14 protein-coding genes are annotated in these 15,494 nt (G+C 60.8%); 4 read left to right on the top strand and 10 right to left on the bottom strand.

The window, feature by feature from the left end; genetic code table 11:
* The first annotated feature begins 136 nt into the window (after positions 1-136).
* The 3 genes from J1G35_RS20240 to J1G35_RS20230 all read left to right on the top strand — a co-directional run bounded on the left by J1G35_RS20240 (position 137) and on the right by J1G35_RS20230 (position 4,591).
* Positions 137-1,885, top strand: coding sequence for a phosphoethanolamine transferase CptA (locus tag J1G35_RS20240; RefSeq protein WP_053135041.1), 1,749 nt, complete (start codon positions 137-139; stop codon positions 1,883-1,885).
* Between the two features lie 123 nt (positions 1,886-2,008).
* The gene (locus J1G35_RS20235; RefSeq protein ID WP_223015840.1) at positions 2,009-4,237 is read left to right on the top strand and encodes a TonB-dependent siderophore receptor; all 2,229 of its coding nucleotides are present in this window, start codon (positions 2,009-2,011) and stop codon (positions 4,235-4,237) included.
* A gap of 144 nt (positions 4,238-4,381) precedes the next feature.
* The gene (locus tag J1G35_RS20230; protein ID WP_053135035.1) at positions 4,382-4,591 is read left to right on the top strand and encodes a hypothetical protein; all 210 of its coding nucleotides are present in this window, start codon (positions 4,382-4,384) and stop codon (positions 4,589-4,591) included.
* A 102-nt stretch (positions 4,592-4,693) separates the two neighbouring features.
* Here J1G35_RS20230 and J1G35_RS20225 read toward each other — a convergent pair whose 3' ends face one another.
* The 10 genes from J1G35_RS20225 to J1G35_RS20180 form a co-directional block, all read right to left on the bottom strand.
* Positions 4,694-5,185 (bottom strand): GNAT family N-acetyltransferase, encoded by a 492-nt coding sequence (locus tag J1G35_RS20225; RefSeq protein ID WP_053135032.1) that lies wholly within the window; start codon positions 5,183-5,185, stop codon positions 4,694-4,696.
* A gap of 172 nt (positions 5,186-5,357) precedes the next feature.
* Positions 5,358-6,461 (bottom strand): cell division protein ZapE, encoded by a 1,104-nt coding sequence (gene zapE, locus J1G35_RS20220; protein WP_223015839.1) that lies wholly within the window; start codon positions 6,459-6,461, stop codon positions 5,358-5,360.
* 15 nt (positions 6,462-6,476) lie between these two features.
* Entirely contained in the window at positions 6,477-6,812 is a 336-nt protein-coding gene (locus J1G35_RS20215; protein ID WP_053135027.1) for a nuclear transport factor 2 family protein, read from the bottom strand.
* Between the two features lie 51 nt (positions 6,813-6,863).
* Positions 6,864-7,580 carry a YafY family protein gene (locus J1G35_RS20210; protein WP_223015838.1) on the bottom strand — a complete coding sequence of 239 codons (717 nt, stop codon included), beginning with the start codon at positions 7,578-7,580 and terminating at the stop codon, positions 6,864-6,866.
* 147 nt (positions 7,581-7,727) lie between these two features.
* The gene (gene pepN / locus J1G35_RS20205) at positions 7,728-10,385 is read right to left on the bottom strand and encodes an aminopeptidase N (RefSeq protein WP_053135021.1); all 2,658 of its coding nucleotides are present in this window, start codon (positions 10,383-10,385) and stop codon (positions 7,728-7,730) included.
* Between the two features lie 14 nt (positions 10,386-10,399).
* On the bottom strand, positions 10,400-11,230 hold the full coding sequence (locus J1G35_RS20200; protein WP_053135016.1) for a DUF2797 domain-containing protein: 831 nt from the start codon (positions 11,228-11,230) through the stop codon (positions 10,400-10,402).
* On the bottom strand, positions 11,227-11,487 hold the full coding sequence (locus tag J1G35_RS20195; protein WP_017738604.1) for a DUF1315 family protein: 261 nt from the start codon (positions 11,485-11,487) through the stop codon (positions 11,227-11,229). Before J1G35_RS20195 ends, J1G35_RS20200 begins: the two co-directional genes overlap by 4 nt.
* 13 nt (positions 11,488-11,500) lie before the next feature.
* Entirely contained in the window at positions 11,501-12,370 is an 870-nt protein-coding gene (locus tag J1G35_RS20190; RefSeq protein ID WP_223015837.1) for a rhomboid family intramembrane serine protease, read from the bottom strand.
* On the bottom strand, positions 12,367-13,338 hold the full coding sequence (locus J1G35_RS20185) for a metallophosphoesterase (protein WP_053135010.1): 972 nt from the start codon (positions 13,336-13,338) through the stop codon (positions 12,367-12,369). Before J1G35_RS20185 ends, J1G35_RS20190 begins: the two co-directional genes overlap by 4 nt.
* Positions 13,338-14,228, bottom strand: a complete 891-nt coding sequence (locus tag J1G35_RS20180; RefSeq protein ID WP_003190745.1) for an NAD(+) kinase — start codon at positions 14,226-14,228, stop codon at positions 13,338-13,340. Before J1G35_RS20180 ends, J1G35_RS20185 begins: the two co-directional genes overlap by 1 nt.
* Positions 14,229-14,374: 146 nt before the next feature.
* Between J1G35_RS20180 and J1G35_RS20175 the strand changes: the two genes are divergently transcribed.
* A complete protein-coding gene (locus J1G35_RS20175) occupies positions 14,375-15,322 on the top strand; it encodes a DUF1853 family protein (protein WP_223015836.1) in 948 nt (315 codons plus the stop codon).
* Positions 15,323-15,494: the final 172 nt, after the last annotated feature.

Raw genomic sequence — 15,494 nt, 5'->3', positions numbered from 1 at the left:
CAGCTACATAAATCTCACAAAGTTTTCACATGCCCTTCCCGATACTCCCGCCCTCAAGGGCCGCCCCATGCAAGGGTGGCCTCTGTTGCGCGCAGTCCTGCGCGTCAACTGACAAATTACCGGGTTGGAGCGCTGGATGGCGATGTTCGAACGCAGCACCAAGTCTGCGAAAGGCTTTGATTGGGCCGGTCTTGGCTGGTTGTTCCTGTTTTTCTGGTATTTCTCCGGCATTACCCAACTGCTGATCCAACTCAGCGGCACTTCTGGCTTCAGTGGTTTTCGCCAAGCCTTCTTCATGAGTGCGATATGGCTCGCTCCGCTGCTGGTATTCCCCCGTCGTACACGCCTGCTCGCCGCACTGATCGGCGTGGTGCTGTGGGCCTGTTCCATGGCCAGCCTGGGTTATTTCTTCATCTACCAGCAGGAATTTTCCCAAAGCGTCATTTTCATCATGTTCGAGTCGAACATTTCCGAAGCCGGTGAGTACGCCACCCAATACTTCGCCTGGTGGATCGTGCTGGCGTTTATTGCCCACACTGCCGTGGCGATTTTCCTGTGGACCCGTGTACGCCCGGTGTATTTGCCCCGTGGCCAGGCGCTGGTGGCGGCGACGGCGATCCTCGTGGCCATCATCGGCTACCCGCTGGTCAAGCAGATTGCCCGCAGTGACACCATGGACGACGCCATCGACCGCTTCGAATCGCGCATCGAACCGGCCGTGCCCTGGCAGATGATCGTTGCCTACCGCCGCTACACCGAACAGTTGGACAACATGCAAGGCATGCTCGACAGCGCCAGCCAGATCCCGCCCTTGACCAACCTCAAGGACACCATGGCCGGCCAGCCTTCGACCCTGGTGCTGGTCATCGGTGAGTCCACCAACCGCCAGCGCATGAGCCTTTACGGTTACCCGCGCAACACCACGCCAGAGCTGGACAAGCTGCGCGACCAACTGGCGGTGTTCGACAACGTTATCACCCCGCGCCCCTACACCATCGAAGCGCTGCAACAGGTACTGACCTTCGCCGATGAGGAGAACCCGGACCTGTACCTGAAGACGCCGTCGATCGTCAGCGTGATGAAACAGGCCGGCTACAAGACCTACTGGATCACCAACCAACAGACCATGACCAAGCGCAACACCATGCTCACGACCTTTTCCGAACAGGCCGACGAGCAGGTCTACCTGAACAACAACCGCAACCAGAACGCCCGCCAATACGACGGCGATGTGCTGGAGCCATTTTCCAAGGCCCTGGCCGATCCGGCCGAGCGCAAGTTCATCGTGGTGCACCTGCTCGGGACCCACATGAGCTACCAGTACCGCTACCCACCGACCTTCGATAAATTCACCGATCGCCAGGGCGTGCCGGCCGGGATCAGCGACGATCAGTTGCCCGTCTACAACAGCTACGACAATGCCGTGCTGTACAACGATTTCGTGGTATCGAGCCTGATCAAGGACTACGCCAAGACCGATCCCAACGGCTTCCTGCTGTACCTGTCGGACCACGGCGAAGACGTATTCGACTCCGCGGGCCACGCGACCCTGGGACGTAACGAAGGCAAGCCGACTGCGCCGATGTACACCATTCCGTTCATGGCCTACGCCTCACCGAAATGGCGTGAAACCCACGACTGGAAGTTTGCCGGCGACTTGCAACGTCCCTACAGCAGCTCGCAGTTGATTCACACCTGGGCCGACCTGGCCGGGCTGAGTTTCAATGAGCTGGACCGCAGCAAAAGCATCGTGAGCGACAGCTTCACGCCGCGCCCGCTGATGATCGGCAACCCCTACATGCGCCCACAAAAGGCCTTGATCGACTTCAGCCTGATCAAGCCGAAGAAGGTTAATCCGACCGATGTGGTCCTTCAGGAAAAATAGGGTGTGTAACAGAAAGATAACAATCATTCTCGTTTAACCCTAAAGTTCCTCCCCTCCTTTCGTCTTTGAGCCAAGGCCTTCCCTTTCCGGGGTGGCCGCAAAGACGACAAGGAGTCTTCCGCGATGCTCGCGCCTTTTACCCGCTCCATGACCCTCACGCTCGGCCTGTGCAGCGCCGCATTAAGCCCGGACCTGCTGGCTGAAACCGACCCCGAACACACTCCGCTCGAACTCGGCGCGACCAACATCTCCGCCGAAGGCCTGGGTGCCACCACCGAACACACCGGTGCCTACACCACAGGCTCGATGAGCACCGCCACCCGCCTGAACCTGTCGGTCAAGGAAACCCCGCAATCGATCTCGGTGATCACTCGCCAGCAGATGGATGACTTCAATCTCAATACATTGACCGACGTGCTGCGCCAGACCACGGGGATCAACGTCCAGCATAACGATTCCGACCGCGTGTCCTATTCCTCCCGTGGCTATGGCATCACCAATTACCAGATTGACGGGATGCTCAATACCTTTGGCTACATGAAGTCCGATGCCGACACCATCATCTACGACCACATCGAAGTGGTGCGCGGGGCCACGGGCCTGACCACTGGCGCCGGCGATCCTTCGGCCACGATCAATATGGTCCGCAAGCGCCCCACCGCCCAATGGCAGGCGAAAACCGGTGTAAGCGCCGGCAGCCATGACAACTACTACAGCTACGTGGATGTGGGCGGCCCGCTGGCGTTCGACGGCAAGCTGCGCGGGCGCACGGTGCTGGCCTACCGTGACAGCCAATCCTTTCGCGACAACTATGGGCTGCAGCGCGCAGTCGGCTACGGCATTCTCGAAGGCGACCTATCGGACGATACCGTGCTGGCCGTAGGTTTCGATTACCAGAACAAGCAGGTCCAGGGCACCTCATGGGGCACCGTGCCGTACTGGAACAGTCAGGGCGGCAAGGCCGGGCTGTCGCGCTCCACCAATATGGCGGCGCACTGGAGTTCCTGGCCCCTGACGGACAAAACCACCTTCGCGACCCTCGACCATCGATTGGGCGGCGATTGGCATGTAAAAGCCGCCTACACCCATCGCCAGAGCGACACGGATGGCAAGGTCTACTACGGCGGCGCCGGCTTCCCCAACGATGACCGCAGTGGCATGAATGCCTGGGCGAGCCATATGCGCGGCACATCGAGAATGGAGGCGATCGACCTCAATCTGGCCGGCAGCTATGCGCTGCTGGGCCGCGAACATGCGCTGATGATGGGCTATGGCGAGGCCACGCAACGGGACGTCTCGCCGTTGATGCGCAGCAACATACCATCCGGCTACTACACCATCGAAGATTGGAAATACATGGGCGGGATCGCCAAGTTCGGCGACACCGTCACCGACCTCAAGGGCGAACACAGCAGCAAGCAACAAAAGGCCGGCTACCTCGCCACACGCCTGAGCCTCACCGAGCGCTTGCATGCGGTGCTGGGCAGCCGCTATGGCAGTTGGGAACTGAAAAGCGCGGTGCCGAAATACAATGCCAACGACCAACTGACCGATGCCGGCAAAACCAGCCAGACCCACAATGATATGTGGACGCCCTATGCCGGCCTGCTTTACGACCTGACGCCGGAGTACACCGTCTACGCGAGCTACACCGACATCTTCAAGCCGCAAAGCCTCAAGGATGCCAGCAAGAAATACCTTGAGCCCGTGGTGGGCAGCAACTATGAGGTCGGCCTTAAAGGGAGCGTGCTGGGCGAACGCTTGAACCTGGCGGCGGCGTATTTCTGGAGCACCCAGGACAACGTCGCCGAGCGGGACGACTCGGTAGCGCCAAACCCGATCACCGGCGAGGAGTACTACAAGTCCGGCGGCAAAGGTAACAAGGTCAACGGCTTCGAACTGGAGGCTGCCGGGGAAGTCATGCCCGATTGGAACCTGACGGCGGGCTATACCTACACCCATTCGGTCAACGGCTCGGACAAACGCAACAACACCGGGCAGCCACTGAACCTGCTGAAAGTCTCCAGCGCCTACCGGCTACCAGGCGCGTGGCGCAACCTCACCCTCGGCGGTGCGGTGAACTGGCAGAGCGATTTCTATGATTTCAGCAATCGGCCGACGGGCCAGCGAAATACCAACGGCAGTCTGATCACCACGCGGGCGAAGATCACCCAACAGGCCTACACCGTGGTCAACCTGATGTCCCGCTATCAATTCGACGAACATCTTTCGGCGTCGCTGAACGTTAACAATCTATTTGATAAAAAATATTACGAGCGCGTCGGCTTTTATAACGGTGTGTATTGGGGAGACCCGCGTTCCATCACGCTGGCCTTGGACTGGAAGCTTTAAAGCCGGCCACCCGAAGTTAACGAGATCGTTAACTTCGGACGTTTCCCGCGTTAATTCCCACTTAATAAGGTCGCCCCAGAATCGCGCCATGAATCTGATCAAGGACAGAGCGGATAACCGATCACACTTAATGAGACTGCGCCGATGAAACTTTCGACTTTGATGCTTGCCAGCCTGATGACCCTGAGCTCCGCCGCCGCCTTTGCAGAAGGCGGTTCAGAGCGTTCGAAGGAGTTCTACAACAACTTCACCTTCATGCAGCAGACGACTCACGGCACGACTGAACAAACAGCGTCCACCGACGGCAACACCTCGAAAACCAACACTGACAAACAGGAACAACCCAAGAGTTAATTTAATCTTTAGTTAATCCGCAACACCCTGGGCCATTCCGCTCCTTTGGCAAAGGTTTATTGGGCGCCATCTAATGGCGCCCTTTTTTTCGCCATTTATTTATTAAAGTGGTTTGCTCCAGAACAACATGCGCCCATGGGCCGGATCAAACTTAGCATCATCAAAACCAAACTTGCGATACGCCGACTGGGCGACGGCATTGCCCTCAAGCACCTCCAGGGTGATCTTGCAGCAACCACGCTGACGGGCAATCTCCTCGACCTTCAGCAGCATTTTCTGACTCAGGCCCAAGCCGCGAAACGCATTCATCACCGCCACGTCGTGAATGTTCACCAAGGGTCGGCAGGCAAAGGTGGAGAACCCCTCAAAGCAATTCACCAGACCCGCCGGCTCGCCACCGACAAACGCCAGCACACTGAAGGCATGCGGGCGCTTGGCCAGCTCTGCCGGCAGTTGCTCCAGCAGATCGGCGGACAGGCTATGGCCGCCGCCCATCGGGTCTTCAGCGTAATGGTTAAGCACGCGGCCAATGGCTTCGGCGTGTACGGGGTTGGTGTAGCTGGCTTGCAGCACCAGGATATCTGGGGTTTCCATTGCCTTCCTCAATCGCGACAACAAGGGAGTCGACTCCCTCTGAGGGGCACGATTGTAAACGTGGTGTCGGCAGCAGATGAAGGAGATTAACGACAAATACCCGACCGAAGTACGAATCTTATGCGCGTGAAAAAACCTCATAAGCCCATTTCGGTTTTTTTTCCTACAGGCTTCAGCCAAAACGCTGCAACTGCATCTCTTGCAGGCGGCTCAGGGTCCGTCGAAACGCAAACTCCAGGTAACCCTGGGTGTAGAGACGTTCCAATGGCACCCGGGCCTCGATGAACAACGGCACCTTGCGGTCGTAGCACTCATCCACCAGGGCGATAAACCGGCGCACGCTGTCGTCGTGCACTGACAACTGTGGCAGTTCGCGATCACCCGCCAGTACACGCTCAGCGCCATCCTCGGTGCCACGGGCAATCCGGCCAGGGCGCTGTTGCGCACTCAAGTCGGGAACCTGGCCCAACAGGATGACCTTGAAGCGATCACACAGCAGCATGAAATCCATCGCCGCCAACGGCTGCTCGCACAGGTCGGCATAGCGACACCAGAACACACTGGCGCTGGACTGCACCGCCATGATGGAACGATGGCCGACCATCACCGCCCCGCTGCTCACCCGCTCCCCTTCGGCCAACTGCGCAAACACGGTGGCCAGTGCTTCGGGCTGATTCACCCAATACCGCTGCATGCCGACACCCGGATGCAGGCGATGGTCCTCGCCCCCATCCACCGCCACCACCTGCATATGCTGCTTGATCGAAGCAATTGCCGGTAAAAAGCGTTCACGGTTGAAACCATCGGCATACAACTGATCGGGCCGCTGGTTGGAGGTACAGACCATCACCACGCCTTCCTCGAACATCACTTGGAACAGCCGCCCCAGGATGATCGCGTCACCGATGTCGCTGACGAATAGCTCGTCGAAACACAGCACCCGCACCTCCCGGCTCAGTTCCCGCGCCAGGGCCTGCAACGGGTCATGGGTGCCAGTGAGCTGGAACAGGCGCTGATGCACCCAGCCCATGAAGTGATGAAAATGCTGACGCCGCGCGGGCACGCGCAGGCTTTGGTAGAACTGGTCCATCAGCCAGGTCTTGCCCCGGCCCACCGGCCCCCACAGGTAAACCCCGGTAACGGGAGAACGGCCTTGATGCAAGGCCTGATGACACGCTTGCAAGGCGTCCACCGCCCGGCGCTGGGCGTCGTCGGCGACGAAGCCCTGCTGGGCGATGGCGTGTTGATAGGCAGCGAGGGGCGAGTCGAAAGTCATGCCCGCGATTATGACCTACAGAGAAATATCCAGCCGTGAAATCTTGCCCTGTTCATCAAGGCGGAAGGTGTAGCGCAACTCCAACGGGCTGCCGGGAAAGTTGCCCGAAACCACATTGCTGACCAGCACCTTGCCGGTTCGGTGCTGCACCTTGAGCACTTCGACACGCGGCTGGTAACGGCGTCCGGTGTCTTCCATCCAGCGGGCAATGGCGGCGCTGCCCACCTGGTGCTGGCCTTCATCGAACACATTGGCATCGTCAGCAAAACACTGGGCGATCATCGAGGTGTCACGGGCATTGGTCGCCGCGATATAGGCCGCAATGGCTGGGGCCAATTCAGGCTGGGACATGGCAAAGCTCCTTTTCAGGTGGTTGTGGCGCCATGCTAAGCCAGGGTTGTGTCAGTTTTTGTCAGGAGTGAACGGCCCGCTTTCATGCTGTTCCATCAGCTTGCGCCAGGCCCGCAGCCAGTCGCTGCGCCGCCCCGGATAACGTTCGCCAAGGGCCTCGGCACTCGCCACGCGGTCGGTGCGAAAGGTGCGATACGCGCCGCGTAGCTCACACCAGGCCACGATCACCCGCACCTCATTGAGAAACCCCAGGGCCAGGGGCCAGATCAGGCGTCGACTCTGGGTCTGGCTGGCGTCCGCGTAGTCGATGTGCAACTTGCCCTGATGACGAATGGCTTCGCGAAATACATCCAGCGGTACGCGGTTTTCCGGGTAGCCAAACCCTGGCGGGCCGGGCAGCAACGTCGGGTTGCGCAAGGCTTCCTGGGCCGCCGGGTCGAGCACATCGGCAATTTTCGCCAAGGCGTTGGCAGCGGCACGACTGAGCACGTCATCGCCGCGCTGGTCCACATAACGCAAACCCAGCACGATCGCTTCGGTTTCTTCGGCGTTGAGCATCAAGGGCGGCAGAAACAGGCCGCTGCGCAACACGTACCCAACCCCGGCCTCGCCAAAAATCGGCGCCCCGAGGGCCGTCAACTCGGCGATGTCGCGGTACAGCGTACGCTCGGACACCTCCAACTGCGCCGCCAGCACCGCGGCGGTCACCGGGCGTTTCTTGCCCCGCAGGGCCTGCAACAACGTCAGTAAACGAGTGGTACGCGACACGTTGATCCCACCGAATAAGGAAAAGTGCCGCAGCTTAGCAGAGCCTTCTGCCAGGAAACGTCAGCATCAAAAAAGCGCTCCTTGAACGAAGCTGCGAGGCAAAAAAAACGGCCTGAACAGGCCGTTTTTTTTACCGAAGCGGTTTATTTAAGCAAGACTCTTGCTCACCACCTCGAACACATCGCTGGACAACTCGCCAGACCCACGAATGCGCTCCAGCTCGGCCTTCATCAACGCCTGGCGCGCGCTGTCGTATTTACGCCAGCGGGTCAGTGGCGCCAACTGGCGCGAAGCGATCTGCGGGTTGAAAGCATTCAACTGAATCACCAGGTCCGCCAGGAAGCGATAACCCGAACCATCCGCCGCATGGAAGTTGATCAGGTTCTGCCCGGCAAACGCGCCGATCAGTGCACGCACCTTGTTTGGGTTCTTGAGAGTGAACGCCGGGTGCTCCATCAACGCCTTGACCCGTGCCAGCCCGCCCGGCAGTGTGCTGCCGGCCTGCACGCTGAACCACTGGTCCATGACCAAGGGGTTGTCCTTGAAGTTCTCGGCAAACACCGCCAGCGCCTGGGCCTTCTCCGCGTCGAACGGCGAATTGACCAGCACCGCCAGCGCGGTAAGGCGCTCGGTCATGTTGTCGCTGGTATCGAACTGCTCAAGCGTCGCCGCCAGCACTTCGGGCTTGCCGCTGAGCATCAGGTACGACAGCGCGATGTTCTGCAAGGCACGACGGGCGAAGTGCTCGGCGGCGGCGACATAAGGCGTCTGCTTGGACAGCTCGCGATTGGCCTGGTAACGCAACCACAGCGGTTCATGCAGGTTGTCAGCCAGTTGCTTGCGCGCAAACTCACGCGCGGCGTGGATGGCATCCACATCCGCCACGTCACTGATTTCCGTCAGGTAGGCTTCGCCCGGCAACGACAGCATTTCGGCGACCATGGCCTGGTCCAGGCTTTCGTCGCTCAACACACTGCGCAATGCCGTGATCAGGCGCTGATCCATCTGCAACGCCTTGCCCTGCTGATGCTGACCGATCAGTTCCTGCAGCACCTGCACCGACAGCTGCTGGCCGGCATCCCAGCGGTTGAAGCCGTCGCTGTCATGCTGCATCAGGAACATCAGCTGATCGCGGTTGTACGGGAAGCTCAGTTTCACCGGCGCCGAGAAGCCGCGCAGCAGCGACGGCAATGGTTGTTCGGCGATGTCGACGAAAGTGAAGGTTTGCTCGGCTTCGGTCACCGAGATCACGCGGGACGTGCCGCCCGCCGTGGCTTCGCCGGCAAGGCGCAAGGCAATGCCAGCGCCCTGCCCGTCCAGCAGGCCCAGCTCGACTGGGATCACGAACGGCAGCTTTTCTACTTTGTCCGGGGTTTCCGGGCAGCTCTGGCGGAAGGTCAGGCTGTAGGTCTTGGCCGCAGCGTCGTAGGACTCGCTCACCGCCAGGCGTGGCGTACCGGCCTGGCTGTACCAGCGCTTGAACTGGCTGAGGTCGGCGCCATTGGCGTCTTCCATGGCCTTGATAAAGTCGTCGCAGGTCACGGCCTGGCCGTCATGGCGTTCGAAGTACAGGTCGCTGCCTTTACGGAAGCCTTCGGCGCCGAGCAAGGTATGGATCATGCCGACCACTTCCGAGCCCTTTTCGTACACGGTCAAGGTGTAGAAGTTGGAGATCTCGATAAAACTGTCCGGGCGCACTGCATGGGCCATGGGGCCGGCGTCTTCGGCAAACTGGTGGGTACGCAGGTAAGCCACGTCCTGGATGCGCTTGACCGTGGCGGAGTTCATGTCGGCGGAGAAACCCGAATCCCGGAACACGGTGAAGCCTTCTTTGAGCGACAGCTGGAACCAGTCGCGGCAGGTCACACGGTTGCCCGACCAATTGTGGAAGTATTCGTGGGCGACGATCGCCTCGACCCGCTGGTGCGCGGCGTCGGTGGCGGTTTCGGCACGGGCCAGCACGGCGCTGGAGTTGAAGATATTGAGGCCCTTGTTCTCCATCGCGCCCATGTTGAAATCGTTGACCGCGACGATCATGAAGATGTCGAGGTCGTACTCGCGGCCGTAGGTTTCTTCGTCCCAGCGCATGGATTTTTTCAGGCTGGTCATGGCGTGCTGGCACTTGTCGATATTTTCCGGCTCGACGTAGATGCGCAGCGCCACTTCACGCTGGGTCATGGTGGTGAAGCTGTCTTCGACACACCACAAGTCACCGGCCACCAACGCAAACAGGTAGGCGGGTTTCTTGAACGGGTCTTCCCAGGTTGCCCAGTGGCGACCGTCTTCACCCGGACCGCTGGCAATCGGGTTGCCGTTGGACAGCAGCACCGGATAGCGGTGTTGCTCGGCGATCACGGTGGTGGTGAAGGTGCTCATCACGTCCGGGCGGTCGAGGTAATAGGTGATCTTGCGGAAGCCTTCGGCCTCGCACTGGGTGCAGAACATGCTGCCGGATTTGTACAGGCCTTCCAGGGCGGTGTTGGTTTCCGGGTGGATGCGCACGCTGGTATCGACCGTGAAGGTCTCGCTGCTCGGATGCAGGGTCAGGTGGCTGTCCGTCAACTGGTAGTCAGCCTCGCCCAGTTCCTGGTCGCCGAGGTTGACGCTCAGCAACTCCAGCTGCTGGCCGTCGAGTACCAGCGGTGGCAGGCCGGCGCCACGCTCGGGGTTACGGCGCATCACCAGCTGCGCGTGGACCAGGCTGTGGTCCTCGAACAACTCGAAGGTCAGGTGCGTCTCTTCGATCAGGTAGTCCGGCGCCTGATAGTCCTTCAGGTAAATCATCTTCGGTTGTTCGGTGCGCATGGGTGGCATCCTTTTTACTGATGCACGGCGAGCTGGTAGGCCGTGTACTTACGAATATTGATAACGCCGGTGTCGAAGATCAGGTATTGGCCCTTGATCCCCAGCAGCGTGCCTTCGGCAATCGGGTTCTTGTCCAGGTTGAAGCTGACGATCTTGGCCGGATACTGCTCCACCGGGTAGCGGATTTCCAACGGTTCGAGGTCGGTTACCGGTTGGATGGCTTGCAGGCCGAAGCGTTCCTGCAATTGCAGCAGGCCATCGGCGCAGGAGGCGAACAACTCGTCGCGCACTTGCTTGAGGTCCACCGCCGCCGCGTCGCCCTTGAGCAACGCACGCCAATTGGTCTTGTCCGCGACCTGGCTGCGCAACACATCCTCGACAAACCCGGACTGCTGGCGCGTAGCCACGCGCATGATCGGCAGCGCCTGGCTGGCGCCCTGGTCCAGCCAACGCGTGGGCAATTGGGTGGCACGGGTAATACCGACCTTGATCCCCGACGAATTGGCCAGGTACACCACGTGGTCGGTCATGCAGAATTTCTCGCCCCAGCCTGGATCACGGCAGGTGCCCGCGTCGTAATGGCAACGCTCGGGGCTCATGATGCACAAGTCACACTGGGCCAGCTTGGTCATGCACGGGTAGCAATAACCCTGGCTGAAGCTGGTCTTGGTCTTGCGGCCGCAATGGCTGCAATGGATGGCCCCGAGGTATTCGAGGCGCACATGGGTGCCGATCAACGGGTTGACCGGCACCTCGGTATCACCTAGGCGAAACGCGTATTGAACGGTCGGCTCACCGAGTTGCGCCGACATTTTGCTGACTGCACCGCGACCAATTTCAATCAATGGATCGCATCCGACTTGAACAGGATATTCGGCACGGTGGTCGACTTCGACTGACACTCCTGCGGGCCCATGTAACCGGTGCGCTGGTCTTCCGGCAGGTTCTGGATCTCCCAGGCGATCATGGCTTGCAGGGACAGTTCACGCTGTTCGGCACTGAGCTTGCGGCCATCGGACCACTTGCCGATTTCCACGGCGAGCTTGAGGCTCTCGTAGATGTCCGGGGTGATGTTTTCGATCATTTCAGCAAAAGAGGACATTGGCTCTTCCTTATCAAATAGAAGACTTGCGGCGGTTGTAGAGCCCGCCCAGCAAACCTGTGAGGCAACCGATGGCCAGGCCACCGACGTGGGCAGCGTTGGCGATTTCGCCGAAACCGATCATCGACACCAGCCCCGACAGGCACAACACCAGCCACACCAGCATCATCACCAGCACCCCACGGGGCAAGCGATAGGCCGGGTTGGGCGAGAGCAGTTGAAAGATCCAGCAATGCCCGAGCAGGCCATACAGCACGCCGGACAAGCCACCGAACAGGCCGGGGCCACCGTACGCATATTGCGCGTAGTTGGAGACCAGGCTGAACAACAGGGTCAGGCCCAGCAGGTTGATACTGCCCTGGCGCATTTCAATACGCCGGCCCAGCTCCCAGTACCACATGCCATTCATTGCCAGGTGCAGGATGCCGAAGTGGATCAGCATCGGCGTGAACAGCCGCCACCACTGGCCCGAGGCCAACATCTCGGCGAACGGCGTGAACTGGATGTACTCGCCCATCACGCGAAACGGCAGGAAGGTCAGCCAGCTCATGGCTTGCAGGTTTTCACCGAGCAAGGTCACGGCGCCGACAATGATGCTTGCCAGCAGCACCAGCGCCGTTACCGGGCTATGGCGCACTTGTTGGACAAAGCCCGGACGTGTGACCGGCGCCTGTTCGGGAATATCCAGTTGCTGGTCCGGGTCACCGGCGGGAAAGCGCTGGTACAGCACGCGCACGTCATCGCTGATGGTCTCGGGCACCCACAGCACCTGCTCGCCGGCTTCTTCGCTGACGCGATGGGGCACTTGCATGCGTTGCAGCAGTTTCACGAAACCGCCCAGGTCGACGCTCAAAGGCAAGCGCAATACGGGCACGGTACTCATACAATCACCTCGGGCCGCTCAACGTCGACCCATACGAATTTACGCGGATCCAATTGGGTTTCCTGGTCCAGGCGGTACGCCACCAGCTTGCCGTAGAGCACCGCGCTGTAGTCCAGGCACGCCAGGTTCGGGCGGATCGGCGCCGGTTTGCCACTGCGCCAGTAATGGCCGACGAACAGCAACGGTTCATCGGCGCCGTAGCGCAGCAGGGAATTTTTTTCATGGGGCGACAATGGCGTGCGCGCCACCGGCTCCGGCAAGGCGTCAGGCTGGAACACGATGTCGCCGTAGGTTTTCGGATCGTCTTCCCAGAACTTGGTGCGAAAGAACGAACGCGTCAGGCCATCGCCACCGGTCAGCGTCAAGCCGTCCGGCAAGCGCATATCGGTGCCGCGCAACAGGCGATCGAAGGCGTTACAGGCAAAACTGCCGGGCACGGCGGCGGCCTGCAGGAAGTGCTGGTCGATACAACCATCCGGGAACGTCGCGCGCAGCGGCTGGATAAACCCATCGTCCCAGCACGCATGCACCACGCGGAAACGCCCGGCGTCGACAAACAGCGGCATGTCGTAGAACCAGCCGAGGAAGTCGTGCCAGTCAGCCGGGTGCTGCTCGAACTGGGTCAGGGTTTCGTGGATCAGCCGCTCATGCCGTGGAGTGTGCTCACGCACGAACTGCTTGCCACTGCCCGGTGGTGCCGGCGTGGCCCAGCCCAGTGCGTTGAACTCGTGGTTGCCCATGATGCACAGCGCCTGGCCGGCCTCGGCCATGTCGTGGACGATATGCAGCGCCTCGCGAATGCGCGGGCCACGGTCGATGATATCGCCGAGGAACACCGCCATGCGCGAGGGATGGCGCCAGGTGCCGGCCTGCTTGTGGTAGCCCAACTGGTCGAGCAAGTGCTCAAGGGTATGAGCGCAACCGTGCACGTCACCAATCAGGTCGTAGCTACGCGCGGGATCGAGCATCAGTCGCCTCCACCCCCCAAGCGGCTGCCCCAGCCCAACTTGGTACGGCACACTTCGTAGTAGTTGTGATCCAGCGGGTGGATCAACCGCAACTTCTGGGCCTTTTTGCTCACGGTGATGGTGTCACCGGGGGCGCAGGTGAAATGGTTCTGCCCGTCGCAGGAGACTTGCGGGTAGATCTGCATGTCTTTGGACACCACGATTTTCAGCTCACTGTTGCCATCGACCACAATCGGCCGGCTGGACAACATATGGGGGTACATCGGCACGATCACAATGGCATCGAGCTTGGGATGCATGATCGGGCCACCGGCCGACAGCGCATAGGCGGTGGAGCCGGTCGGCGTCGCGACGATCAGGCCGTCGGCCTTCTGGCTGCACACGAACTGGCCGTCGATATACAGCTCGAATTCGATCATCCGCGTGGACTTGCCTGGGTGCAGCACCACGTCATTGAGCGCATCGCCCTGGCCGATGGCTTCGCCGTGGCGGCGCACTTCGGCCTGCAGCAGGAAGCGGTTTTCCACCAGGTAATGGCCGTCGAGCACCTTGGCCACTTCGACTTCCAGCTCATCGGGGCGGATATCGGTGAGAAAACCCAGGCTGCCACGGTTGATCCCCAGCACCGGCACGTTATGCCTTGCCAGGGCCCGGGCCGCGCCGAGCAGGCTACCGTCGCCGCCGACCACGATGACCATGTCGCAGACTTCGCCGAGCATCTTGCGCGAGGAGGTTTGCAGGCCGTGGCCGGGGAGGATTTCGGCGATGGTGTCTTCGAGGATCACATGCAGGTGGCGTTCCAGCAGGAATTTTTTCAGCCGGCGGACGGTGTCCAACACCTGGGTACTGCCCAGGCGACCGATAATGCCGATATTGCGAAAGTGCTCCATGGGGCTCCTGCGGGATTGGGGGTGTGGCAAAAAAGAAACGATTATGGGCGAAAGGCCGCCTCAGGCAAAATCCTTTGTCGCCGTGAAGCCTTGATGACAACGGTTCTCAGCCACCTGCGCAACGGTTAAAAGGCTATGCTCGGACCATGACTGTGTTCCCGGATTTGCACAACCTGCCCCGCCAGCTGCGCCACCCTGAGGTGCGCGACCTGGCGTGGGTGATGCTTGCCCCGCCGATGCTCGCGCAGACGCCCTGGCCACAGCGCCACCCGCTGGCCGGCAGTGATTGGGTACAGGCGCCCGAGCGCCTGGAACACTGGCTACGCGCACTCGACCAGGACAGCCGCGCCTTGCAGCATTGGTTGAGCCTGTCGCGCACGCGGCGCCTGGGCTTGTACTACGAGCGCCTGTGGCAGTTCGCCGTGCAGCACGCGCCGGGGGTGGAGTTGCTCGCCGCCAACCTGCCGATCCGCCGCGCCGGGCACACCCTGGGCGAGCTGGACATGCTGCTGCGCGACCGCGATGGCGTGCACCACCTGGAATTGGCGATCAAACTCTACCTGGGCCCGCAGGACGGCAACGGCCAAGACACCGCGCAGTGGCTGGGCCCAGGCTGCCACGATCGGCTGGACCGCAAGCTGGCGCACCTGGCCCAGCATCAATTGCCGATTTCGGCGCGCGCGGAGAGCCGTGAGGTGCTGGCGGCGCTGGATATCCAGCAGTTTGACGCGCACCTGTGGCTCGGCGGGTACTTGCTCTATCCCTGGCCTGGACTGGCCGAATCGCCCCACGGCGCGCATCCGCAGCATTTGCGCGGGCGCTGGTTGCATCAACGGGATTGGCGGGATTTTGTCAGCGCCAGCGCGCCAGGTCGCTGGCAACCTTTGCCCCGCCACGCGTGGCTGGCGCCGGCGCACTACCCGGCGGATGAAGTGTGGAGTGAAGAACAGATGCAGGCCTGGCTGGCAGACCTTGATCCGATGGCGCCCGCACAGTTGCTCGTGCGCATGGTGCAGAACGGCGAGGATTGGGAGGAAGCCGAGCGGTTGTTTCTGGTAGCGGATCTTTGGCCGAATGTGCCGGGGGCTGGCTAAGCCCGGCCGCACCATGCCCCCGTAAGCTCAAGTGTCATTCTCGCTGAGGAATATCTGTTGCGGCAACTTGAAGCCCCTCAACTTGAGCAACGCCAACGGCCCCGCATCCAATTCCGTGCGCAGGTGCCAGGTCAGGCTCAAGCCATCCGGCGCCTTGAGCAGCAGGCGATAA

It is taken from the genome of Pseudomonas sp. SH10-3B, from assembly GCF_019891415.1.
Taxonomy (GTDB): domain Bacteria; phylum Pseudomonadota; class Gammaproteobacteria; order Pseudomonadales; family Pseudomonadaceae; genus Aquipseudomonas.
Note: the sequence above shows the minus strand (reverse complement) of the source record. Positions and strands in the feature narration are given on the sequence as shown.

Excerpts from the sequence above, each read along its gene's own strand:
- J1G35_RS20240 (WP_053135041.1), top strand. The coding sequence starts at position 137 with ATGGCGATGTTCGAACGCAGCACCAAGTCTGCGAAAGGCTTTGATTGG.
- J1G35_RS20235 (WP_223015840.1), top strand. The coding sequence starts at position 2,009 with ATGCTCGCGCCTTTTACCCGCTCCATGACCCTCACGCTCGGCCTGTGC.
- J1G35_RS20230 (WP_053135035.1), top strand. The coding sequence starts at position 4,382 with ATGAAACTTTCGACTTTGATGCTTGCCAGCCTGATGACCCTGAGCTCC.
- J1G35_RS20225 (WP_053135032.1), bottom strand. The coding sequence starts at position 5,185 with ATGGAAACCCCAGATATCCTGGTGCTGCAAGCCAGCTACACCAACCCC.
- zapE (WP_223015839.1), bottom strand. The coding sequence starts at position 6,461 with ATGACTTTCGACTCGCCCCTCGCTGCCTATCAACACGCCATCGCCCAG.
- J1G35_RS20215 (WP_053135027.1), bottom strand. The coding sequence starts at position 6,812 with ATGTCCCAGCCTGAATTGGCCCCAGCCATTGCGGCCTATATCGCGGCG.
- pepN (WP_053135021.1), bottom strand. The coding sequence starts at position 10,385 with ATGCGCACCGAACAACCGAAGATGATTTACCTGAAGGACTATCAGGCG.
- J1G35_RS20195 (WP_017738604.1), bottom strand. The coding sequence starts at position 11,487 with ATGTCCTCTTTTGCTGAAATGATCGAAAACATCACCCCGGACATCTAC.
- J1G35_RS20190 (WP_223015837.1), bottom strand. The coding sequence starts at position 12,370 with ATGAGTACCGTGCCCGTATTGCGCTTGCCTTTGAGCGTCGACCTGGGC.
- J1G35_RS20185 (WP_053135010.1), bottom strand. The coding sequence starts at position 13,338 with ATGCTCGATCCCGCGCGTAGCTACGACCTGATTGGTGACGTGCACGGT.
- J1G35_RS20180 (WP_003190745.1), bottom strand. The coding sequence starts at position 14,228 with ATGGAGCACTTTCGCAATATCGGCATTATCGGTCGCCTGGGCAGTACC.
- J1G35_RS20175 (WP_223015836.1), top strand. The coding sequence starts at position 14,375 with ATGACTGTGTTCCCGGATTTGCACAACCTGCCCCGCCAGCTGCGCCAC.